At 39.6% G+C, this 19,756-nt stretch carries 32 protein-coding genes and 1 pseudogene; 2 read left to right on the top strand and 31 right to left on the bottom strand.

What is annotated here, in order from left to right; genetic code table 11:
* A pseudogene (locus BUB77_RS20155) lies at positions 1 to 250 on the top strand (IS110 family transposase); the annotation flags it as partial.
* Positions 251 to 533: 283 nt separating this feature from the next.
* Here BUB77_RS20155 and rpsI read toward each other — a convergent pair.
* From rpsI to BUB77_RS20125, 6 genes are all read right to left on the bottom strand, one after another.
* Positions 534 to 926, bottom strand: coding sequence for a 30S ribosomal protein S9 (gene rpsI / locus BUB77_RS20150; protein WP_073278644.1), 393 nt, complete (start codon positions 924 to 926; stop codon positions 534 to 536).
* A 25-nt stretch (positions 927 to 951) separates the two neighbouring features.
* A complete protein-coding gene (rplM, locus tag BUB77_RS20145; protein ID WP_073278643.1) occupies positions 952 to 1,386 on the bottom strand; it encodes a 50S ribosomal protein L13 in 435 nt (144 codons plus the stop codon).
* A 130-nt stretch (positions 1,387 to 1,516) separates the two neighbouring features.
* Positions 1,517 to 2,266 (bottom strand): tRNA pseudouridine(38-40) synthase TruA, encoded by a 750-nt coding sequence (truA, locus tag BUB77_RS20140; RefSeq protein ID WP_073278642.1) that lies wholly within the window; start codon positions 2,264 to 2,266, stop codon positions 1,517 to 1,519.
* Positions 2,267 to 2,295: 29 nt separating this feature from the next.
* Positions 2,296 to 3,108: an energy-coupling factor transporter transmembrane component T family protein gene (locus BUB77_RS20135; RefSeq protein WP_073278641.1), complete on the bottom strand. Its 813-nt coding sequence runs from the start codon at positions 3,106 to 3,108 to the stop codon at positions 2,296 to 2,298.
* A gap of 48 nt (positions 3,109 to 3,156) precedes the next feature.
* On the bottom strand, positions 3,157 to 4,005 hold the full coding sequence (locus BUB77_RS20130) for an energy-coupling factor transporter ATPase (protein WP_073278640.1): 849 nt from the start codon (positions 4,003 to 4,005) through the stop codon (positions 3,157 to 3,159).
* Between the two features lie 148 nt (positions 4,006 to 4,153).
* Positions 4,154 to 5,023 carry an energy-coupling factor transporter ATPase gene (locus BUB77_RS20125; protein WP_073278639.1) on the bottom strand — a complete coding sequence of 290 codons (870 nt, stop codon included), beginning with the start codon at positions 5,021 to 5,023 and terminating at the stop codon, positions 4,154 to 4,156.
* Between the two features lie 473 nt (positions 5,024 to 5,496).
* Between BUB77_RS20125 and lepB the strand changes: the two genes are divergently transcribed.
* Entirely contained in the window at positions 5,497 to 6,099 is a 603-nt protein-coding gene (gene lepB, locus BUB77_RS20120) for a signal peptidase I (protein ID WP_084124502.1), read from the top strand.
* 314 nt (positions 6,100 to 6,413) lie between these two features.
* Here the strand turns inward: lepB and BUB77_RS20115 are convergent, their stop codons facing one another.
* From BUB77_RS20115 to rplV, 25 genes are all read right to left on the bottom strand, one after another.
* Positions 6,414 to 6,950, bottom strand: a complete 537-nt coding sequence (locus tag BUB77_RS20115; RefSeq protein ID WP_073278638.1) for a bL17 family ribosomal protein — start codon at positions 6,948 to 6,950, stop codon at positions 6,414 to 6,416.
* A 26-nt stretch (positions 6,951 to 6,976) separates the two neighbouring features.
* Positions 6,977 to 7,936 (bottom strand): DNA-directed RNA polymerase subunit alpha, encoded by a 960-nt coding sequence (locus BUB77_RS20110; protein ID WP_073278637.1) that lies wholly within the window; start codon positions 7,934 to 7,936, stop codon positions 6,977 to 6,979.
* A 41-nt stretch (positions 7,937 to 7,977) separates the two neighbouring features.
* Positions 7,978 to 8,574 carry a 30S ribosomal protein S4 gene (gene rpsD / locus BUB77_RS20105; RefSeq protein ID WP_073278636.1) on the bottom strand — a complete coding sequence of 199 codons (597 nt, stop codon included), beginning with the start codon at positions 8,572 to 8,574 and terminating at the stop codon, positions 7,978 to 7,980.
* Positions 8,575 to 8,590: 16 nt separating this feature from the next.
* Positions 8,591 to 8,986: a 30S ribosomal protein S11 gene (gene rpsK, locus BUB77_RS20100; protein WP_073278635.1), complete on the bottom strand. Its 396-nt coding sequence runs from the start codon at positions 8,984 to 8,986 to the stop codon at positions 8,591 to 8,593.
* Between the two features lie 155 nt (positions 8,987 to 9,141).
* The gene (rpsM, locus tag BUB77_RS20095; RefSeq protein ID WP_073278634.1) at positions 9,142 to 9,510 is read right to left on the bottom strand and encodes a 30S ribosomal protein S13; all 369 of its coding nucleotides are present in this window, start codon (positions 9,508 to 9,510) and stop codon (positions 9,142 to 9,144) included.
* Positions 9,511 to 9,968: 458 nt separating this feature from the next.
* Complete coding sequence (gene rpmJ / locus BUB77_RS20085; protein WP_073278632.1) at positions 9,969 to 10,082, bottom strand: 50S ribosomal protein L36; 114 nt, start codon at positions 10,080 to 10,082, stop codon at positions 9,969 to 9,971.
* Positions 10,083 to 10,162: 80 nt separating this feature from the next.
* Positions 10,163 to 10,381: a translation initiation factor IF-1 gene (gene infA, locus BUB77_RS20080; RefSeq protein ID WP_073278631.1), complete on the bottom strand. Its 219-nt coding sequence runs from the start codon at positions 10,379 to 10,381 to the stop codon at positions 10,163 to 10,165.
* A gap of 334 nt (positions 10,382 to 10,715) precedes the next feature.
* Positions 10,716 to 11,465, bottom strand: a complete 750-nt coding sequence (gene map, locus BUB77_RS20070) for a type I methionyl aminopeptidase (RefSeq protein ID WP_073278654.1) — start codon at positions 11,463 to 11,465, stop codon at positions 10,716 to 10,718.
* A 27-nt stretch (positions 11,466 to 11,492) separates the two neighbouring features.
* Entirely contained in the window at positions 11,493 to 12,134 is a 642-nt protein-coding gene (locus BUB77_RS20065) for an adenylate kinase (RefSeq protein ID WP_073278629.1), read from the bottom strand.
* A gap of 72 nt (positions 12,135 to 12,206) precedes the next feature.
* Positions 12,207 to 13,535 (bottom strand): preprotein translocase subunit SecY, encoded by a 1,329-nt coding sequence (gene secY, locus BUB77_RS20060; protein WP_073278628.1) that lies wholly within the window; start codon positions 13,533 to 13,535, stop codon positions 12,207 to 12,209.
* 3 nt (positions 13,536 to 13,538) lie between these two features.
* The gene (rplO, locus tag BUB77_RS20055) at positions 13,539 to 13,979 is read right to left on the bottom strand and encodes a 50S ribosomal protein L15 (RefSeq protein ID WP_073278627.1); all 441 of its coding nucleotides are present in this window, start codon (positions 13,977 to 13,979) and stop codon (positions 13,539 to 13,541) included.
* 28 nt (positions 13,980 to 14,007) lie between these two features.
* Entirely contained in the window at positions 14,008 to 14,190 is a 183-nt protein-coding gene (gene rpmD, locus BUB77_RS20050; RefSeq protein ID WP_073278626.1) for a 50S ribosomal protein L30, read from the bottom strand.
* Between the two features lie 12 nt (positions 14,191 to 14,202).
* A complete protein-coding gene (gene rpsE, locus BUB77_RS20045; protein ID WP_073278625.1) occupies positions 14,203 to 14,712 on the bottom strand; it encodes a 30S ribosomal protein S5 in 510 nt (169 codons plus the stop codon).
* A gap of 16 nt (positions 14,713 to 14,728) precedes the next feature.
* The gene (gene rplR, locus BUB77_RS20040; protein WP_073278624.1) at positions 14,729 to 15,097 is read right to left on the bottom strand and encodes a 50S ribosomal protein L18; all 369 of its coding nucleotides are present in this window, start codon (positions 15,095 to 15,097) and stop codon (positions 14,729 to 14,731) included.
* Between the two features lie 17 nt (positions 15,098 to 15,114).
* A complete protein-coding gene (gene rplF, locus BUB77_RS20035; protein WP_073278623.1) occupies positions 15,115 to 15,657 on the bottom strand; it encodes a 50S ribosomal protein L6 in 543 nt (180 codons plus the stop codon).
* Between the two features lie 177 nt (positions 15,658 to 15,834).
* Positions 15,835 to 16,236: a 30S ribosomal protein S8 gene (gene rpsH / locus BUB77_RS20030; RefSeq protein ID WP_073278622.1), complete on the bottom strand. Its 402-nt coding sequence runs from the start codon at positions 16,234 to 16,236 to the stop codon at positions 15,835 to 15,837.
* Between the two features lie 23 nt (positions 16,237 to 16,259).
* A complete protein-coding gene (locus tag BUB77_RS20025; RefSeq protein ID WP_073278621.1) occupies positions 16,260 to 16,445 on the bottom strand; it encodes a type Z 30S ribosomal protein S14 in 186 nt (61 codons plus the stop codon).
* A 15-nt stretch (positions 16,446 to 16,460) separates the two neighbouring features.
* Complete coding sequence (rplE, locus tag BUB77_RS20020; RefSeq protein ID WP_073278620.1) at positions 16,461 to 17,000, bottom strand: 50S ribosomal protein L5; 540 nt, start codon at positions 16,998 to 17,000, stop codon at positions 16,461 to 16,463.
* Positions 17,001 to 17,024: 24 nt separating this feature from the next.
* Positions 17,025 to 17,342: a 50S ribosomal protein L24 gene (gene rplX / locus BUB77_RS20015; protein ID WP_073278619.1), complete on the bottom strand. Its 318-nt coding sequence runs from the start codon at positions 17,340 to 17,342 to the stop codon at positions 17,025 to 17,027.
* 14 nt (positions 17,343 to 17,356) lie between these two features.
* The gene (rplN, locus tag BUB77_RS20010) at positions 17,357 to 17,725 is read right to left on the bottom strand and encodes a 50S ribosomal protein L14 (RefSeq protein WP_073278618.1); all 369 of its coding nucleotides are present in this window, start codon (positions 17,723 to 17,725) and stop codon (positions 17,357 to 17,359) included.
* Positions 17,726 to 17,749: 24 nt separating this feature from the next.
* Positions 17,750 to 18,004, bottom strand: a complete 255-nt coding sequence (rpsQ, locus tag BUB77_RS20005; protein ID WP_073278617.1) for a 30S ribosomal protein S17 — start codon at positions 18,002 to 18,004, stop codon at positions 17,750 to 17,752.
* 53 nt (positions 18,005 to 18,057) lie between these two features.
* Positions 18,058 to 18,267, bottom strand: coding sequence for a 50S ribosomal protein L29 (gene rpmC / locus BUB77_RS20000; RefSeq protein ID WP_073278616.1), 210 nt, complete (start codon positions 18,265 to 18,267; stop codon positions 18,058 to 18,060).
* On the bottom strand, positions 18,257 to 18,694 hold the full coding sequence (rplP, locus tag BUB77_RS19995; RefSeq protein WP_073278615.1) for a 50S ribosomal protein L16: 438 nt from the start codon (positions 18,692 to 18,694) through the stop codon (positions 18,257 to 18,259). The genes rpmC and rplP overlap by 11 nt, the downstream gene beginning before the upstream one ends.
* The gene (gene rpsC / locus BUB77_RS19990) at positions 18,694 to 19,350 is read right to left on the bottom strand and encodes a 30S ribosomal protein S3 (RefSeq protein ID WP_073278614.1); all 657 of its coding nucleotides are present in this window, start codon (positions 19,348 to 19,350) and stop codon (positions 18,694 to 18,696) included. The genes rplP and rpsC overlap by 1 nt, the downstream gene beginning before the upstream one ends.
* Before the next feature lie 11 nt (positions 19,351 to 19,361).
* The gene (gene rplV / locus BUB77_RS19985; RefSeq protein WP_073278613.1) at positions 19,362 to 19,748 is read right to left on the bottom strand and encodes a 50S ribosomal protein L22; all 387 of its coding nucleotides are present in this window, start codon (positions 19,746 to 19,748) and stop codon (positions 19,362 to 19,364) included.
* Positions 19,749 to 19,756 lie beyond the last annotated feature (8 nt).

Below are 19,756 nucleotides of genomic sequence, written 5' to 3'. Positions count from 1 at the left end.
AAAGAAATATGAATCTCTTACAAAACGCCGTGGCAAGAAAAGAGCCATTGTTGCTATCGCTCGAATGATTCTTACTGCAATCTACCAAATGTTATCTACTGGCGAAGAGTGGAATCCTAGCGATTTATACAAAATCGATATGCCTGAAGCTTTAATTGAAAAGCAGAAAGCAAAGGCTATCAAACAAGCACTGAAGTTATTAGAACGGGAAGGATTATATCCTCCGCCAAAAGAACCTCTGGCTTCCTAATCATCATTAATCATCTACTTTCTCAAAAGTAGCCATTTTCGACAGCTTGTTCAAGTGCGCCACTTTTTGGCTGACCTCTACTTTCTTTCACACTATTCCTCCGATGTAAATAATACAAATCTTACACCATTTTCTACCAACTATCAATACTCGGTTGTCAATGTTCGTCAATTTACTTTTGTTTCACTGGCAAAACTGCACCAAATATACACAAAAAGCCTATTTTCAAGCATCAAAAAAGCCTTGAAACACTGTGATTTCAAGGCTTTCATTATTATTCTTATTATCTCTTGGAGAACTGAGGAGCACGACGAGCTGCCTTTAAGCCGTACTTCTTTCTTTCCTTCATTCTAGGATCTCTTGTTAAGAAACCTGCCTTCTTTAATACAGGACGGTAATCCTGATCAGCCTGTAACAGGGCTCTGGAGATTCCGTGACGGATAGCACCAGCCTGGCCGGTGAAACCACCTCCGTGAACGTTTACAAGGACATCAAATTTATCTACTGTATCTGTTATAGTAAGAGGCTGACGAACGATTAACTTTAAAGTTTCAAGTCCGAAATACTCATCCATATCTCTTTTATTAATTGTCACTTTACCAGTTCCGGGTACTAAATATACTCTGGCAATACTGCTTTTTCTTCTTCCGGTTCCGTAGTATTTTGCTTTAGCCAATGTTTTTTCCTCCTTTCAGTCTGGATTAATATTTAATTTCTAATACTTCCGGCTTCTGAGCTGCGTTATCATGCTCAGGACCAGCGTATATGTGTAATTTTGTAATCATCTGTCTTCCTAAAGGTCCCTTAGGTAACATACCCTTTACTGCAAGGTTGATAGCTTCAGTGGGTTTCTTAGCCATTAATTCCCTTAAGGTTGTTTCTCTCATACCACCAACATAATCGGAGTGGTTGTAGTATATTTTCTGATCCAGCTTCTTACCGGTTACTTTAATCTTGTCTGCATTTACAACGATAACATAGTCACCGGTGTCAATGAAAGGTGTATAAGTAGGCTTGTTCTTGCCTCTTAATATTTTAGCAATTTCGGATGAAAGACGTCCTAAAGTATGTCCTGATGCATCTATCACATACCATTTTCTATCAATGGTCGATGCGCTTGCCATATAGCTTTTCATTGGAGAACCTCCTATTTCATTCAATCTATTTATCATTTTCATTGTTATATATGTTAAAATACCTTACCGGGGCTTGGCTCGAGTATTCTCACGTCACATCTCCATATTATACAACATGGTGCCTGGAGTGTCAATAGATTTTATTGCAGTATTCAATTTTTTCCAGGGTTAATCCCTCTGCCGGGGCTTTTGGTCCTGCATGGGAACGGTCCTTCTTTTCTAATATTTCTTTTACCTTTACAGGCGGTATAGCTCCCAGTCCTGTCTTTATTAATGTACCTGCAATAATCCGCACCATATTGTACAGGAATCCATTTCCTGTAAGCCTGATTGTAATTACTTCGCCGGTCCGTTCCACACTAATGTCATAAATGGTGCGGGTCGTATCAATAACCTGTGACCCTGCCGAGCAAAAGCTCTTAAAATCATGCTCCCCAATTAAATAGGCGGCAGCTTCTTCCATTCGTTTTTCATCCAAAGGATAATATATAAAACTGGAATAAAGTCTTTCCGTAGGGATGGGAAATTTAGAATTTAATATCCGGTAGCAATAGGTTTTTTGGCTGACACAGCGCCTGGGGTGAAAATCTGCTTCCACCTCTTTTGATTCTCTTATGACAATGTCCTTCGGAAGCCTTTGATTCAGCGCATAGGATAACTTCTCGCCCGGTATTCTGGTCTCGCTGTCAAAGACAGCCACATTTCCCAGTGCATGAACTCCCGAATCCGTTCTGCTTGCTCCCGTAACCATGATCTGTTCCTGTAAAAGCTCCGTAAGTGTCCGGTTTAAGACTTCTTCAATTGTAATTCCGTTGGGTTGCATCTGCCAGCCGCAGTATTTCGTGCCGTCATAAGCAACCACAAGCATTATTCTCTTCATTCTCCTGACCTTTTCTCCCGCAGCTTATTCTAAAACAACATCAGATTTACATGATTCAATACAATTATTGCCGCAAAAAATACGATTAAAACCAGATAGGACGCAATATCCATCCCCTTATATTTTAATGGCTTCATTTTAGTTCTGCCTTCACCGCCCCGGTAGCACCTGGCTTCCATGGCCATAGCAAGGTCATTTGCCCTGCGAAAGGCTGATACGAATAAAGGCACCAGCAAGGGAATAAGCCCCTTTGCCTTTTTTACCAGGCCACCGCTTTCAAAGTCCGCCCCTCTGGCAGTCTGGGCTTTCATGATTTTATCCGTTTCTTCCATTAGAATGGGAATAAACCTTAATGCAATGGACATCATCATGGATATTTCATGAACAGGGACTTTTATCTTTTTTAAAGGCCCCAGAAGGCTCTCTAAGCCGTCTGTAAGATGGTTAGGAGTTGTTGTAAAGGTCATTAGGGATGAGCCGACTATAAGCAGTACAAGGCGGATTGCCATGGTAATGCACAGCTTTATTCCCTGCTTTGTTATCGTAATAATTCCAAGCTTAAATACCGGATCACCCTGGGTAAAAAACAGGTTAAATACCAAAGTAAACAGTAATATTGCAATAATTGGCTTTAATCCTCTTACTATGAACTTCATCGGCACCCTGGACAGCTTTATTACAGCGAAAAGGGCTGCTGCTGCCAGCAGATAGCCTATATAGGAATCTATTACAAACAGTGCGATGATATAAACAATAGTTCCCACTAACTTCACTCTTGGGTCCAGCTTATGGATCAGTGATTCTGCCGGGTAATATTGTCCGATTGTTATGTCACGAATCATTTTAACCTCCATGCATTTCGCAAGTATACTTGAGAAAATGCCAAAATATTAGCTTTTTAAACCCTTCAGGATTTCTTCTTTTGCCTCTTCCACTGTAGTTGCATCTGTTCTAACGGGTATTCCTCTTGATTTTAATTCATGCATTACGTAGGTTACCTGAGGTGCTGCAAGTCCCATTTCCTCAAGCTCCTTATAATGCTCAAATACCTTATGGGGTGTGTCATGGAAAACAACGCTTCCCTTATTCATAACCACCAGCTTGTCAGCATATTTCGCCACATCTTCCATACTGTGGGATACCAGTATAATCGTTATTCCGCTTTCTTTGTGGAGCTTATTTATCTGCTCCAATATCTCATCCCTGCCTTTTGGGTCAAGGCCGGCAGTGGGCTCGTCCAGAATCAGAAACTCCGGCTTCATAGCCAGGACACCTGCTATGGCAACTCTTCTTTTTTGGCCGCCGGAAAGCTCAAAGGGTGAGGCATCAATCATATCCTCCCCAAGTCCTACCATCTTAATGGCTTCATAGGTTCTTACAGCTATCTCCAGCTGATCCAGACCAAGGTTTTTGGGTCCAAAACTCACATCCTTGTACACAGTTGTTTCAAAAAGCTGATGTTCCGGGTACTGAAAAACAAGACCTACTTTGCTTCTTAAAGATTTCATGCTGAAATTTTTCTCATAGATATCCTGTCCATTAAAATATATTGTGCCGCCGGTTGCACGGAGCAACCCGTTTAAGTGCTGTATCAGCGTAGATTTACCGGACCCTGTATGCCCAATTAATCCTATAAATTCACCGTCATTAATAACCAGATTGATATCCCTTAGTGCATGCTTCTCATAAGCTGTCTGAGGGCTGTATACATATTGTAACTTATCTATTATAATTGGCATAACTACCTCTTTTCTATACTCCTAAGATACCCTTAATACAACGAATGGATACTGTCTCTTCTTTACCTTTCGTTCATTCGATATAAATAGCCTGAACAAGGATATCATCCTATCGGAAATTCTGATCCGAAAGCTTTTGATCATTCTACTATAAAGCCGGACTGCCTTCCTTCAGTGCGCATATGGCCTTAACAAGCTCATCCACTGTCAATATCCCTTCTGGTATCATCAGGCCGCTCTGCCTTAATTCATAGCTTAATTCAGTTACCTGGGGTACATCCAAACGGTATTTTTTGAGTTCTTCCACTTCCTTAAAAATTTCCCTTGGTGTTCCTTCCATTACTACTTTGCCACTATCCATTACAATGACTTTATCGGCATTAATAACCTCTTCCATGTAATGTGTTATCAGGATGACCGTTACCTTTTCCTTCTTATTTAATTCCCGTACAGTTTCAATGACTTCTTTACGTCCCATGGGATCAAGCATGGCAGTTGGTTCATCCAGAACAATGCATTGAGGCTTCATGGCCATAATTCCTGCTATAGCAACTCTCTGCTTCTGTCCGCCGGAAAGCTTATTGGGAGAATGCTTCCGGTATTCTAACATTCCGACTGCCTTTAAGCTCTTCTCCACCCTTTCCCAGATTTCTTCCGTGGGTACGCCAAGGTTTTCCGCACCAAAGCCCACATCTTCTTCCACTACAGTCCCAATTATCTGGTTGTCCGGATTTTGAAATACCATTCCGGCATTCTGCCTGATGTCCCATATATGCTCTTCTTCTCTGGTATTAATACCCCCTACCCAAATAGTTCCTTCCGTAGGAGTTAATATTGCATTGATATGCTTGGCAAGTGTTGACTTACCGGAACCATTATGCCCCAATATCGCAACAAAATCACCCTTTTTTATCCCTAAATCCACATTATCTACTGCACGATTGATGGATTCTATTTCACCTTCATCATTCCGCCTGATATATTCAAATACCAAACCTTCTGCTTTTACCATTTCCATATTAACCTCCATGCATTTCGCAAGTTTACTTGCGAAACTGCTTAAATAGAAAGTGAAGATTGCTTTATAATTTTCACTTTAGCTGCCATGCCTTCCCAACGTGCCGCAAGCTTGGGCTGAGGATTTCGCAGGCTTCTCAATAATTCATATAAGCCGCCATTACATGCCACAAGTCTGCTTGTAGTTCTTCCTATTATAAAAAGTGATAATTGCCTTTTCTTTCACAGCTATCTCTTTCCGGGACAGCATAATTAACTGACATTACTATTGTCAATACTTTTTACATTTTAAAATATTATCTCCATAAATGCAACGTATTTTTCACTAGTGCTTCTATAATCAGATTTTTGTTAAATTTCTCCTATTCATATGATTATTTACCTTTATTTCTTGTTACCTGCTTCTTTCTATGGTAAAATAGCTTTAATAAGCTATAGATTTCGTATACATAAAATCGAAAAAGGGGATTAATCATGGCAGAAAATAGGATGAATGAACCTAATGAACCAATTGCAGAATCTCAGGAATCAGGTTCCTCCAAAGAAAAGCAGGAAACTTTCTCGGCTAAGAAAGAGATATTCAGTTGGATAAAGATCATACTGCTGGCTTTAGTGATTTCTTTTGTTTTAAATCACTATATTATAGTAAGTGCAGAAGTACCCACCGGTTCCATGGAGAATACCATTATGATCGGCGACCGAATTATTGCCTCAAGACTCAGCTATCATTTTCACGAACCGCAGCGCGGCGATATTATCGTATTTAATTTCCCCGATGATGAAAGCCAGAAATACCTGAAGCGCATTATCGGACTTCCAGGAGAAACCGTTAAAATAAAAGACGGTAAGGTTTATATTAACGACAGTAAGACTCCTTTAAAAGAGGATTATCTAAGAGAAACTCCTGTAGGAGATTACGGTCCCTATACCGTTCCCAAGGATTCTTACTTCTTAATGGGTGATAATAGAAATGATTCCTTTGATTCAAGATTCTGGGAGCATACCTTTGCCACCAGGGACGAAATTATAGGTAAAGCAGAATTTCGCTACTATCCTATGCCCAAGCTTTTAAAGTAACATACTTTCATAGATTTCTCAATACGCCTTATAGGGGCTGTTACAAAAAGAAGCTTTGCGGAGTATAACTTGCCATAATGCACTATTGACCGACAGATGATATGATTTTTATGCTATACGCGAACATATTATGTACGATTTTAGCATACAAATCATTCCAGATGTCGGTCAACCGGTATGTGAGGCAAGTTATTCTCTACAGAGCTTCATTTTGCAACAGCCCCCAGATAAAGCTATACAATGCAGAACACAATAAAAAGGCAGAAGCAACTTTACAATATAAGTTCTTCTGCCAAATTTATTATAATCTTTAATTAAACTAATTCAATGAGTACTTCCATTGCAGCATCACCTTTACGCTGGCCAATCTTTACGATTCTTGTATAGCCACCATTACGGCTTACATACTTCGGAGCAATTTCTTCGAAAAGTTTATCTGTTACATCAACAGTCTTTGTGTTTCTCTTTCTTCCGGCTGCTTCTGTAGGAACTTCCTTTACAGTATAAAGCTGCTTTAACATCTGTCTTCTTGCATGAAGACGGGATGCACTGTCCTTTGTGACAGTTTTTTCAACTTCATCGTAAACAGTAACTTTCTTTCCGTTTACAACTTCTTTAACGGTCTTGCCTTCTTTATCTTTACGAGCAACTTTTGCCTTTACTGTAACTGTTTCGAAATTATCTTTTTCCTTCACAGCTAAAGCAATCATGCTTTCAGCTATTTTACGGATTTCTTTTGCTTTGGCTTCAGTTGTCCTGATCTTGCCATGATATAACAAGCTGGTTACCTGATTTCTCAGTAACGCTTTTCTCTGACTGGATGTTCTTCCAAGTTTTCTATAGGCTGCCATTTCTTTCCCTCCTTTAACTTCTGAATTTAGTCATCGCTTACATTAAGTGATAAGCCAAGCTCTTTCAGTTTTGCAAGTACTTCCTCTAATGACTTACGGCCAAGATTTCTTACCTTCATCATATCTTCAGAAGTTTTGTTCGTTAATTCTTCTACCGTATTAATTCCGGCTCTCTTAAGACAATTATAAGAGCGAACGGATAACTCCAGTTCGTCGATATTCATTTCCAGAACTTTTTCCTTCTCATTATCTTCTTTTTCCACCATGATTTCTGCTGTCTTGGCATTTTCAGATAAATCGATAAAGGAATTCAAGTGCTCGCTCAGAACCTTTGCAGCAAGGCTGACAGCTTCATCGGGAGCTAAAGTTCCATTGGTAAATACATCAAGTGTAAGTTTATCAAAGTCAGTAATCTGCCCAACACGAGTATTCTCAACGCTTAGGTTAACACGCTCAACAGGAGTGTAAATGGAGTCAATAGGTATTACACCAATGGGCAGATCATCATTCTTGTTCTTATCTGCACTGATATAACCTCTGCCTTTTGTTATGGTGATTTCCATATACAGTTTGCTGTCACTTCCACCATTCAGAGTTGCAAGCACCAGTTCAGGATTTAATACTTCAATGTCGGGATCAGCCTGAATATCTCCTGCTGTTACCACACCTTCTCCTTCGAATTCAATGTAAGCCGTTTTCGGCTCATTTGTCTCACTGGTATTTTTGATTGCAAGGCTCTTTAAGTTCATTATAATTTCAGTTACGTCTTCCTTTACTCCGGGAATTGCGCTGAATTCATGAACCACACCCTCAATCTTAACTTGGCTGACTGCAGCTCCGGGTAAGGATGAAAGCATAATTCTGCGTAAAGAATTGCCCAAGGTTGTACCGTATCCTCGTTCCAAAGGTTCTACTACAAAACGTCCAAATTTTTTATCTTCAGAGATTTCTGCAATTTCAATTTTTGGTTTCTCAAAATCAAACACAATAGGACCCTCCTTATGGGTTATTATGATACGATTAATGATTACTTAGAATACAACTCGACGATAAGCACTTCATTTACCGGAACATCAATTTGATCTCTTGAAGGAAGCTCTTTCACTGTACCTTTTAAAGCTTCATGATCAACTTCAAGCCAAGCCGGAACAGTTCTTCCAGCTGTTACTTCTAATACATCTTTATATCTCTGTGCGCTCTTGAATTTTTCTTTGATTTCAATAACGTCTCCAGCTTTTACTGTGTAGGAAGGAATGTTGATGCTCTTGCCATTTACTAAAATATGCTTGTGATCAACAATCTGTCTTGCTTCACTTCTGGTTCTGCCGAAGCCTAAACGGAAAACTACGTTATCCAGTCTGAGTTCCAGAAGAATCATAAGATTTTCACCGGTTGTACCGATTTTCATTTTCTTTGCTTTATCAAAATTATTTCTGAAAGGTTTCTCCAGAACGCCATAGATAAACTTAGCCTTCTGTTTTTCTCTTAATTGTGTGCCATATTCACTTACTTTTTTACCAGCTCTGGAAGAAGTTCTGTTGGACTTCTTATCAATTCCTAAATAAGCCGGTTCCAGTCCAAGTGTTCTACATTTCTTTAATACAGGACCCATGTCTCTTGCCATTGTTACTTACCTCCTATTAGACTCTTCTGCGTTTAGGTGGTCTACATCCGTTATGAGGAACCGGTGTGACATCCTTGATACTTGTTACTTCAATGCCGCAAGCCTGAAGTGCGCGGATTGCTGCTTCTCTTCCTGATCCGGGACCCTTAACCATAACATCAACAGATTTTAAACCATGAACTAAAGCTGCTTTCGCTGCTGTTTCTGCTGCCATCTGTGCCGCATAAGGAGTTGACTTTCTGGAACCTCTAAAGCCTAAGCCGCCGGCGCTGGCCCATGAAAGAGCGTTGCCTTCTGCATCTGTCAGAGTAACAATTGTATTGTTAAAAGATGACTGGATATGTGCCTGTCCACGATCAACGTTTTTCTTAACACGTTTCTTAGTCACTTTTTTTGCTATTTTCTTAGCCATTTAACAAACCCTCCTATTGGATTTTAATTACCTTATTTCGTGACCGTTCAGTCACGGCGTTATAAGCCGTTATACACAGACAATGCCTGATACTGCATTGCCCGGCACCGGTTAACTCAAAATTCTACGAATTTCCCGGAATAACCGTAACTTAATTATTTCTTCTTATTAGCAACTGTACGCTTAGGACCTTTTCTGGTTCTTGCGTTGGTCTTAGTTTTCTGTCCACGAACGGGAAGGCCTTTTCTATGACGGATTCCTCTGTAGCAGCCAATTTCCTGAAGTCTCTTGATGTTAAGAGCTACTTCTCTACGTAAGTCACCTTCAACCATCTGAGTTGCATCAATAATATCACGAATTCTGGCAACTTCTTCGTCTGTTAAATCTCTAACGCGTGTGTCAGGATTAACATTTGCTTCTTTTAAAATACGGTTAGAACTTACTCTGCCGATACCATATACATAAGTAAGACCGATTTCAACACGTTTCTCTCTTGGTAAATCTACACCATTGATACGAGCCATGTGCGTATTACACCTCCGTTAATTTTTAAGGTTTTTCTGGGAGAAAAAAGAAAGTATCATATAACAGCTGACGGTACCACAGGTACTGGCTTTGTTATATGGTGAAATGCATACCTCTTCCTGCTGCCACGGATAGTACCGGAAATGGTTCTTCCTGCTGGTAATACCCTTAAGATACTTGTTTTAAAACATTTTAATATGAAATAATGATTCCCCGCAATGAACAACTCTTCCAGGTGTTTCATTGCGCAGCCGCTTTAAATTGTGGCAGATTAACCCCTGGGGTTAATCCGCTGAAACCCCATAGATTTCAAAATAAACCAATTGATTTACCCACAATATCACAATTGCAAAAATGCAGATTGTAACACAGAAAGCAAGAACTATTTATACCGTTTAAAGATCAAACGTACTATATTAAACAGTTAAGCTTCCGACAGGATAGCCTTAACTGACTATTAGCCTTGTCTTTGTTTGTGTCTGGGATTTTCGCAGATTACTCTGACACTTCCCTTTCTTTTAATAATCTTACACTTTTCGCAGATGGGTTTTACTGATGACCTTACTTTCACAGTAATTCACTCCTTTCAAAAAAAGTCCGTCTATCATTATAACATCTGATAGATAGAAAATCAAGTAAAAATTAGCATTTTTATTTATCTCTCCAAATAATTCTTCCCTTGGTCAAATCATAAGGGGATAGTTCTAATGTTACTTTATCACCAGGTACGATTTTAATAAAATTCATGCGTAGTTTTCCGCTGATATGTGCTAAAACTTTGTGTCCATTTTCCAGTTCAACCTGAAACATGGCATTTGGCAGTTTTTCAACAACGGTTCCTTCGATTTCAACTACATCAGATTTTGACATTAAGTCACCTCCATAATTTGAAGAAATACAACAGACTATAGGGGAAGTTCCCCTTTCATTATCCTACTGTAAGTTTTTATTGCTCGCTTGATATCTTCATTTCGTGTTAATATGTTATTATCATTCATCCAGGGAAGGAGATTTTCCGCCCCTTCTATTGGTTTAATATGCTTTTTGTTTTTTTTCTTAGGGTTGTTTCGTGTTCGTGCAGAGCCATCCACTAAATATACATATTCAGGTTCTACTCTGTATATGACATAGCATTTTAGCAGCTGCTACTATGCCCTGGCCTATCAAATACTCCACGTTCGACTGTTCCGCCTTTAACTGTATTTTATAAGGATAAGATTTCCGGCTCACCATCTGTAATCAAGATGGTGTTCTCATAGTGGGCAGACAGGGTTCTGTCCTCCGTTACAACTGTCCAGTCATCATCTTCCCAATAAACTTCAGGACGTCCGGCATTTACCATAGGTTCAATCGCTAAAGTCATGCCCGCCTCTAATCTTATTCCTCTTCTTTTTTGTGCGAAGTTTGGAATCTGAGGGTCTTCATGTAGCTTTGTTCCGATACCATGGCCTACCAAATCCCTTACAATGGAGAATCCGAAGGATTCCACATAGTTTTGGATAGCAGAGGATATATCATTTAGATGATTGCCAGTTTTTGCATATTTAATACCCTCAAAAAAACTTTGCTTTGTAACCTGTATAAGTTTATCTGCCTCTTCCGTAATTTCCCCCACTGCCCAGGTTCTTGCCGCATCTGAATGATATCCTTTATATATCACACCTGCATCCAAGCTTACAATATCTCCATCTCGTAATATTCTTCCCTTGGAGGGGATTCCATGAACCACCTGATCATTTACGGAAACACAGACAGATGCAGGATAGCCGTTATAATTAAGAAAGGATGGAATACAATCATAGCCTTTGATTAATTCACGTGCCTTTTTGTCAATATCCAGGGTAGTTATCCCCGGCATTATAATCCTTTTTAATTCCTCGTGTACGGCAGATAATATCTTACCGGCTTCACGCATGAATTCTATTTCTCTCTCTGATTTAATTGTTACTGACATAAATTCTCCCTGCATCTGCGCTCTTAATTAGTTTAATATTTTAAGGATATCTTCAAAAGTATCGGACATGGTCTTTCTTCCGTCCACTTCTTTTAAGATTCCCTGTTTGCTGTAATAGTCAATTAAAGGCTGAGTCTGGTTATGGTATACTTCAAGGCGCTTTAACACTGTTTCAGGCTTATCGTCTTCTCTCAATACGATTTCACTGCCGCATACATCACAGATTCCTTCTACCTTGGTAGGGATATTTACAATATGATAAGTAGCGCCGCAGTTCAGGCAGGCTCTTCTTCCTGACATTCTATCTACGATATCACTGTCGGGTACCTCTACATTAACAGCATAATCAACCTTCTCACTAATTGCTGAAAGAGCGGCATCCAATGCTTCTGCCTGAGGTATTGTTCTGGGGAAACCATCCAGTATATAGCCTTTTTCACAGTCATCCTGCTTTATTCTGTCAACTACAAGGTCAACTACAAGCTCATCCGGAACTAAAAGGCCCTGATCCATATAGCCCTTTGCTTTTTTACCTAACTCGGTACCATTCTTGATATTAGCTCTAAAAATATCACCTGTTGAAATGTGGGGGATTGCGAACTTTTCTGCTATTCTTTTAGCCTGTGTCCCTTTGCCTGCGCCTGGTGCGCCTAACATAATGATTTTCATTGTGTTACTCCCTTCTTTGAGAAATCCGCAAATGGCGGGGCTGTGCCCCGCCTGCAGTTTTTCTATATTTTATTAATCATTTAAGAATCCTTTGTAATGACGTACTAACATCTGGGACTCAATCTGCTTCATAGTCTCCAGAACTACACCAACGATAATGATAATGGATGTACCGCCAAAAGATACCTGTGCATTAAATGCTCCTGCAAAGAAAACAGGAACAACAGATACTAAGGTCAAGCCGATAGCACCGATTAAAATAACGTTATTCACTACTTTTGTGAGGTATTCTGTTGTAGGCTTTCCGGGACGAATACCGGGTACAAAGCCTCCCTGTTTCTTCATGTTATTGGATACTTCAAGAGGATTGAATGTAATTGAAGTATAAAAATAAGCAAAGAAGATGATTAAAACAATATAAATGAGTAAGCCAAGGGTATACTTAAACTCACCCCAGCTTGTAAAATCGCACCAGTTATTCTGATTTAATAAGTATAATATCTTAGGCCATAAATGAGTTCTTGCCGGCTGTACACCAAAGAAGGAAGATACAACAATAGGGAACTGCATGATAGAACCGGCGAAAATTACCGGAATAACACCTGCGGTATTTACTTTTAAAGGAATATGGGAGGATTGTCCACCCACCATTTTTCTGCCTTGTACCTTTTTTGCATACTGAACGGGAATTTTTCTCTGAGCGCTCTGCAATAAAACTACAAATGCAATTACGAATATTGTTACTAACAGGATTACTATAGCACCAAGAATACCATTGATAACACTGGCAGCGCCAGTTACGAATGTTCTGAAAAGATTTGTAAAGTCGCTTGGCAGCTTTGCAACGATATTAACTAAAAGGATTATTGAGATACCATTTCCAACGCCTTTTTCTGTAATTCTTTCACCTAACCACATTAAGAAAGTGGAACCTGCAGTTAAGGTAGCAACTACGATCACTACATTTGTGAAAGTGATACCGCCGATGAGTAAGCCTGACCTGCCAAATCCGATTGCCATAGCGGTAGACTCAACCAGGGATAAAGCAACATTCAGGTAACGTGTAAATTCAGCAATTTTCTTTCTTCCGTCTTCACCGTCTTTTTGCAGCTCTTCCAGCTTGGGAATCGCTATGGTAAGGAGCTGCATTATGATGGATGCGGTAATGTAAGGTGTAATATTAAGTGCAAGTATTGACATCCGAGTAAAAGAACCACCAGTTAAAGTATCAAAGAAACCTAAAGAAGTCTGGCTTGTCACCCATTGGGAGAAATACTCCCTGTTTATTTCAGGCACAGGGAGCTGACAGCCAAGTCTTACGATTATTAATGCGATAAAAGTAAACACTAACTTATTTCTTATATCTTTAATCTTAAAAGCATTTCGGATTGTTTTAAACATCTCCTAAATCACCTCAGCATTTCCACCAAGAGCTTTTATTTTCTCTGCAGCGGATTCGCTGAATGCAGATACTTTAACGTCAAGCTTCTTAGTAAGTTCTCCATTTCCTAGGATCTTAACACCATCTCTTGGGTTCCTTACAATACCGTATTCCATTAAAGATTCGATTGTAACTACAGAACCGTCTTCAAAAACATTCAGTCTGTCAACATTGATTGCCACGATTTCTTTTGTATTTCTGTTTGTAAAACCTCTCTTAGGTAAGGTTCTGATAAAAGGTGTCTGACCACCTTCGAAGCCTACTCTGGGTGCGCCGGAACGTGCCTTCTGGCCTTTATGTCCTTTACCTGCAGTCTTACCATTACCTGAACCATGTCCACGGCCTCTTCTGAAATTTCCACTTTGCTTGGAGCCTTCAGCCGGTCTCAATTCTGATAAATTCATCTAGTACACCTCCTTACTTTTCTCGGAATTATATCTCTTCAACCTTTACTAAATGTCTAACGTGATTAACCATTCCTCTAACACATTCATTATCGGGTAATTCTACCGTTTTGTGGAGCTTCTTAAGTCCTAATGCTTCCACTGTTTTCTTATGCTTCGGAATAGAACCGATTGTAGACTTTACTAAAGTTACTTTTAATTTCTCTGCCATCCTGGGCACCTCCTAGCCTAACAACTCTTCTACAGTGATTCCGCGAAGTTTTGCCACTTCCTCAGGAGTTCTTAAGTGACTTAATCCTTCGATTGTTGCCAAAACCACGTTCTGCTTGTTATTGGAACCAAGTGATTTTGTACGAATGTTCTTAAATCCGGCAAGCTCAAGAACGTTACGTGCAGGACCACCGGCAATAATTCCGGTACCTTCTGGTGAACGCTTTAAGAGTACTGTTGCACCCCCAAATTTTCCTGTATAATCATGAGGAACACTTCCGTTTTCATCAATAGGAAATGATATTAACTTCTTCTTGGCATCTTCGATTCCCTTGCGGATAGCTTCCGGAATTTCTGTTGCTTTTCCAAGACCTGCTCCCACATGGCCGTTCTTGTCACCAACTACTACTAAAGCTGTAAAGCGGAAGTTACGTCCACCTTTTACTACTTTCGTAACACGTTTAATGGATACTACTTTTTCTTCTAACTCCAGTTGATCAGTATCAACGATTATACGTTTCATGTGTTTCCCTCCTCGCTTAGAATTCCAGACCAGCTTCTCTAGCTGCTTCTGCTAATGCTTTAACTTTACCCTGATATATGAAACCGCCTCTGTCAAAGACAACAGTATTAATACCTTTTTCAATTGCCTTCTTTGCAATAACAGTTCCTAAATATGCTGCTGCAGCTACGTCATTTGTCTTTTCAAGCTCAGCTTTTACGTCCTTTTGCAGGGTGGAAGCTGATACTAAAGTATTACCTACAGTATCGTCAATAATCTGAGCATACATATGGGTATTACTTCTAAACACAGCAAGACGCGGTCTTTCAGGAGTTCCGGAAAAACGATTACGTAATTTTCTATGTTTATTTACACGAACTTTGGATCTTGCTTCTTTACTAACCATTTTTATTTCACCTCCAATTATTTCTTACCAGTCTTACCAACTTTACGTCTGATAACTTCATCAGCATATTTAATACCTTTGCCCTTGTAAGGTTCAGGTCTTCTCTTATCTCTGATTTCAGCAGCGTATTGTCCGACTTTTTCTTTATCGATACCTTTAACTGTAATTTTGTTCTGTCCTTCTAATACAGCCTCAAGGCCTTCCGGATCCACCATAACTACAGGATGTGAATATCCTAAGGTTAAGGTTAATTCCTTTCCGGATTTTGCAGCCCTGTAACCAACACCGTTGATTTCAAGTACTTTCTCGTATCCGGCAGTTACACCAGTTACCATGTTGGCAACTAACGTTCTTGTAAGACCGTGTAAAGACTTCATTTTCTTTAAGTCATTGGGTCTTGTAACAACGATTTCTGTGCCTTCAATCTTTATATCTATTTCGGAAGGTAACACTCTTTCCAATGTTCCCTTAGGACCTTTTACAGTCACTTTATTATTTTCTGCTATATCAACAGTTACACCAGCCGGTATAGCGATAGGCATTCTTCCTATACGTGACATGCCCGCACCTCCTATGATTTTATATACTTTTTCCGCCGAATTCTATTACAGGATAACAGCGGTATAAAGTACGTGTTATATTAGTTTTTGCAGCTTTCCGCCTTGTTTCCAAAACGGTTAAAGGGGGTAGTTTTTATCTGATTACCAGATTACTTCATCTTATAAGATGGCTTCATCCTACCAAATGAAGGCAAGAACTTCTCCGCCTACATTTAACTTTCTTGCTTCCTTGTCTGTTACAACACCCTTGTTTGTGGAAATGATGGCTACACCAAGTCCTCCAAGAACCTTAGGAAGCTCTTCCTGGTTGGCATAAACGCGGAGTCCGGGTTTGGAAATTCTCTTAAGACCGGTAATGATCTTAACATTTTTATCTTTACCATATTTTAATGTAATATGGATATTCTTAAAACCGTCTACTTCTTCAATGTCATACTTTCTGATGTAACCTTCTTTTAAAAGGATATCAGCAATAGCTATTTTCATTTTTGAAGCCGGTATATCTACTGTATCATGTTTTGCAGTGTTGGCATTGCGGATTCTAGTAAGCATATCTGCAATAGGATCGCTCATTGTCATGTCGTTTGCCTCCTTCCTTTTAATTACCAGCTAGCTTTCTTAACGCCTGGTATTTGTCCTTTATATGCTAATTCACGGAAGCAGATTCTGCAAATTCCGTATTTTCTTAAATAACCATGTGGACGGCCACAGATTCTGCAGCGGTTATACTCCCTGGTGGAAAACTTCTGGGGACGTTGCTGCTTTATTTTCATAGACGTTTTAGCCATGAAATTCCCTCCTAACTATTTTTTGAATGGCATACCGAATAATGTCAATAATTCACGAGCTTCTTCATCAGTCTTGGCAGTTGTAACGAAAATTACGTCCATACCTCTGACTTTGTCAATTTTATCATATTCGATTTCGGGGAAAATAACCTGTTCCTTAATTCCAAGAGCATAGTTTCCTCTTCCGTCAAATGCATTTGTGCTTACGCCTCTAAAGTCACGTACTCGAGGGAGTGCAAGGTTAATCAGACGGTCAGCGAACTCATACATCTTCTCTCCTCTTAAGGTAACTTTGCATCCGATGGGCATGCCTTCCCTGATTTTAAAGTTAGCTACGGATTTCTTAGCTTTGGTAACAACAGCTTTCTGTCCAGCTATGGTTTCCATATCTTTAATGGCTGCATCTAAAAGCTTGGAGTTTTCCTTTGCTTCACCAACACCCATATTAATAACGATCTTATTCAATTTGGGTACTTCCAATGTGTTCTTGTAACCAAATTTCTTTTCCATACCGGCTACAATTTCATTCAAATAAAGTTCTTTTAATCTAGTCAACTTATGGGACCTCCTCTCTTAGAATTAGTCAATTACGTCGCCGGTTGATTTAGCGATACGTACTTTTTTGGAACCTTTTTTACCTTCTACGTTAGTGAAACCGATTCTTGTAGTCTTTCCCTTGTAAACATACATAACATTGGATGCATCGATAGGTGCTTCCTGATGCATGATGCCGCCCTTAGGATTGGACTGGCTGGCCTTTGCATGTTTTGTAACCAGGTTAACGCCTTCAACCAATACTTTACCGTCTACAGCAGCGATTACTTTGCCTTCTTTGCCTTTATCTTTACCAGCGATAACTTTCACGTTATCACCCTTTTTAATTTTTAACATTGACACAGGTTTCCACCTCCTTATAGTACTTCTGGTGCTAAAGAAACAATCTTCATGAACTGTTTCTCTCTTAATTCCCTGGCAACAGGTCCGAAGATACGTGTTCCTTTGGGATTTTTGTCTTCTTTTATAATAACAGCTGCATTCTCATCGAATTTGATATAGGAGCCGTCCTTACGACGTGCGCCTTTTACCGTACGAACAACAACAGCTTTTACAACGTCACCTTTTTTTACAACACCGCCTGGTGTTGCATCTTTAACGCTGGCAACAATAACATCGCCGATATTAGCGTATCTTCTCGTTGATCCGCCAAGTACCCTGATGCAGAGTAATTCTTTTGCACCGGTATTATCAGCAACTCTAAGTCTTGATTCCTGTTGTATCATGACCTTACTCCTTTCAGAATCTCATTATTTCGCTTTCTCGATAATCTCAACAAGTCTCCATCTCTTATCCTTGGATAAAGGCCTTGTTTCCATAACTTTTACTCTATCACCGATACCGCATTCATTGTTTTCATCGTGAGCCTTCAATTTATAAGTTCTCTTTACGATTTTATTATATAAAGGATGCTTTACATGGTCAATAACTGCTACAGTAATTGTTTTTTCCATTTTATCGCTTACTACCTTACCGGTACGAACTTTTCTCAGATTTCTATCCACAACGATTCTCCTTTCCCAATACCTCTGGGAGCATTGATATATATTATTTTCAATTAGTTAGAAGCCTTTGCTTTTTCAGAAATAACTGTCTGGATTCTGGCAATGTTCTTTCTGACATCTTTGATACGGCTTGTGTTATCCAGCTGATTTGTTGCGTTCTGGAACCTCAAATTGAAAAGTTCCTTTTTAGCAGCTACTAATTCATCGTTCAGTTCACTAAGTGTTTTTATATTTAAATCTTCTAAATATTTACTAGTTTTCACTGCCCGCACCTCCTTCTAAATCTGCGCGAGAAACAATTTTGCACTTAACAGGAAGCTTATGCATAGCAAGTCTTAAGGCTTCTCTTGCAGTTTCTTCCGGAACACCAGCAATTTCAAACATAACGCGTCCCGGTTTTACAACAGCTACCCAGTACTCTAAGGAACCTTTACCGGAACCCATTCGAGTTTCAGCCGGTTTGGTTGTTACTGGCTTATCGGGGAATATTTTAATCCAAACTTTACCGCCACGCTTCATGTAACGAGTCATCGCAACACGGGCTGCTTCGATTTGGTTTGATTTAATCCAAGCTGGTTCTAATGATACCAGACCAAATTCGCCGTTAGAGATAGTATTACCTCTGGTTGCCTTTCCTGCCATGGAGCCACGGAACTGTTTACGGCGCTTTACTCTTTTTGGCATTAACATTATTTATCGCTCCCTTCCTTTTTTGCCTTTGTGGGAAGTACTTCACCTTGATAAATCCAAACTTTAACGCCTAATTTACCAAAGGTGGTGTCTGCTTCTGCAAATCCATAGTCAATATCCGCACGTAATGTCTGTAACGGAATAGTTCCTTCATTGTAGAATTCTGTACGGGCCATATCAGCACCGCCAAGACGTCCTGCAACAGCAGCTTTGATACCCTTTGCTCCTGATTTCATGGTTCTTGACATAGTGGATTTCATAGCTCTTCTGAAAGATATACGGTTCTCAAGCTGAGCGGCAATATTTTCTGCTACTAACTGGGCATTTAAGTCCGGTCTCTTGATTTCCTTGATGTCTACCATTAATTTCTTTGTAGTAAACTTCTGGATTTCAATCTTTAATTTCTCAATTTCCTGTCCGCCCTTACCGATAACCACACCGGGTTTTGCAGTAAAGATGATAACCTTTAAGCGGTCAGAAGCACGTTCAATTTCGATTTTTGCAATACCTGCACTATATAATTTCTTTTTCAGGTATGTTCTGATATTGTAGTCTTCTACTAAGTTGTCTGCAAAATCAGCTTCTGCATACCATCTTGAATCCCAGTCTTTGATAACTCCGACTCTTAAACCATGAGGATTAACTTTCTGTCCCATTATTGACCTCCTTATCTTTCATTTAGTACAACAGTGACATGACTTGTTCTCTTAAAGATGTGATAAGCCCTTCCCTGTGCCCTAGGTCTGATTCTTTTCATTGTAGGAGCCTGGTTTGCGTAGCACTCCTGAATATATAACTTGCTCACGTCCATGTGGTTGTTGTTATCAGCATTTGCAATTGCTGACTTTAACACTTTCTCTATTACAGTTGAAGCATATCTGGGATTATAAGCCAAAATACCAAGAGCTGTTTCAACATCTTTACCTCGAATGGCGTCTAAAACGAAACAAGCTTTCTGTACGGATACTCTAGCATAGGAAACCTTTGCGCTGGGTCTTGTATCCTTATTCTCATTTCTTTCTCTCTTTATCTGGGATCTATGTCCTTTCGCCATGGATGAAA

Source organism: Anaerocolumna jejuensis DSM 15929 (genome assembly GCF_900142215.1).
Taxonomy (GTDB): domain Bacteria; phylum Bacillota; class Clostridia; order Lachnospirales; family Lachnospiraceae; genus Anaerocolumna; species Anaerocolumna jejuensis.
Note: the sequence above shows the minus strand (reverse complement) of the source record. Positions and strands in the feature narration are given on the sequence as shown.

What these genes read in the sequence shown, in the direction of transcription:
- rplR (WP_073278624.1), bottom strand. Translation starts at nt 15,097, where the DNA reads ATGGTTAGTAAAGAAGCAAGATCCAAAGTTCGTGTAAATAAACATAGA.
- rplV (WP_073278613.1), bottom strand. Translation starts at nt 19,748, where the DNA reads ATGGCGAAAGGACATAGATCCCAGATAAAGAGAGAAAGAAATGAGAAT.
- BUB77_RS20125 (WP_073278639.1), bottom strand. Translation starts at nt 5,023, where the DNA reads ATGGAAATGGTAAAAGCAGAAGGTTTGGTATTTGAATATATCAGGCGG.
- rplF (WP_073278623.1), bottom strand. Translation starts at nt 15,657, where the DNA reads ATGTCACGTATAGGAAGAATGCCTATCGCTATACCGGCTGGTGTAACT.
- BUB77_RS20115 (WP_073278638.1), bottom strand. Translation starts at nt 6,950, where the DNA reads ATGGCAGCCTATAGAAAACTTGGAAGAACATCCAGTCAGAGAAAAGCG.
- rpsH (WP_073278622.1), bottom strand. Translation starts at nt 16,236, where the DNA reads ATGACAATGAGCGATCCTATTGCAGATATGCTTACTAGAATCCGCAAT.
- map (WP_073278654.1), bottom strand. Translation starts at nt 11,465, where the DNA reads ATGTCAGTAACAATTAAATCAGAGAGAGAAATAGAATTCATGCGTGAA.
- infA (WP_073278631.1), bottom strand. Translation starts at nt 10,381, where the DNA reads ATGTCAAAATCTGATGTAGTTGAAATCGAAGGAACCGTTGTTGAAAAA.
- rplM (WP_073278643.1), bottom strand. Translation starts at nt 1,386, where the DNA reads ATGAAAAGCTATATGGCAAGCGCATCGACCATTGATAGAAAATGGTAT.
- BUB77_RS20130 (WP_073278640.1), bottom strand. Translation starts at nt 4,005, where the DNA reads ATGCCAATTATAATAGATAAGTTACAATATGTATACAGCCCTCAGACA.
- secY (WP_073278628.1), bottom strand. Translation starts at nt 13,535, where the DNA reads ATGTTTAAAACAATCCGAAATGCTTTTAAGATTAAAGATATAAGAAAT.
- rplO (WP_073278627.1), bottom strand. Translation starts at nt 13,979, where the DNA reads ATGAATTTATCAGAATTGAGACCGGCTGAAGGCTCCAAGCAAAGTGGA.
- rpsD (WP_073278636.1), bottom strand. Translation starts at nt 8,574, where the DNA reads ATGGCAAGAGACATGGGTCCTGTATTAAAGAAATGTAGAACACTTGGA.
- BUB77_RS20025 (WP_073278621.1), bottom strand. Translation starts at nt 16,445, where the DNA reads ATGGCTAAAACGTCTATGAAAATAAAGCAGCAACGTCCCCAGAAGTTT.
- rplN (WP_073278618.1), bottom strand. Translation starts at nt 17,725, where the DNA reads ATGATACAACAGGAATCAAGACTTAGAGTTGCTGATAATACCGGTGCA.
- rpsC (WP_073278614.1), bottom strand. Translation starts at nt 19,350, where the DNA reads ATGGGACAGAAAGTTAATCCTCATGGTTTAAGAGTCGGAGTTATCAAA.
- rplP (WP_073278615.1), bottom strand. Translation starts at nt 18,694, where the DNA reads ATGTTAATGCCAAAAAGAGTAAAGCGCCGTAAACAGTTCCGTGGCTCC.
- truA (WP_073278642.1), bottom strand. Translation starts at nt 2,266, where the DNA reads ATGAAGAGAATAATGCTTGTGGTTGCTTATGACGGCACGAAATACTGC.
- lepB (WP_084124502.1), top strand. Translation starts at nt 5,497, where the DNA reads ATGGCAGAAAATAGGATGAATGAACCTAATGAACCAATTGCAGAATCT.
- BUB77_RS20135 (WP_073278641.1), bottom strand. Translation starts at nt 3,108, where the DNA reads ATGATTCGTGACATAACAATCGGACAATATTACCCGGCAGAATCACTG.
- rpsE (WP_073278625.1), bottom strand. Translation starts at nt 14,712, where the DNA reads ATGAAACGTATAATCGTTGATACTGATCAACTGGAGTTAGAAGAAAAA.
- BUB77_RS20065 (WP_073278629.1), bottom strand. Translation starts at nt 12,134, where the DNA reads ATGAAAATCATTATGTTAGGCGCACCAGGCGCAGGCAAAGGGACACAG.
- rpmD (WP_073278626.1), bottom strand. Translation starts at nt 14,190, where the DNA reads ATGGCAGAGAAATTAAAAGTAACTTTAGTAAAGTCTACAATCGGTTCT.
- rpsK (WP_073278635.1), bottom strand. Translation starts at nt 8,986, where the DNA reads ATGGCTAAGAAAATAGCAAAAAAAGTGACTAAGAAACGTGTTAAGAAA.
- rpsM (WP_073278634.1), bottom strand. Translation starts at nt 9,510, where the DNA reads ATGGCTCGTATCAATGGTGTAGATTTACCAAGAGAGAAACGTGTTGAA.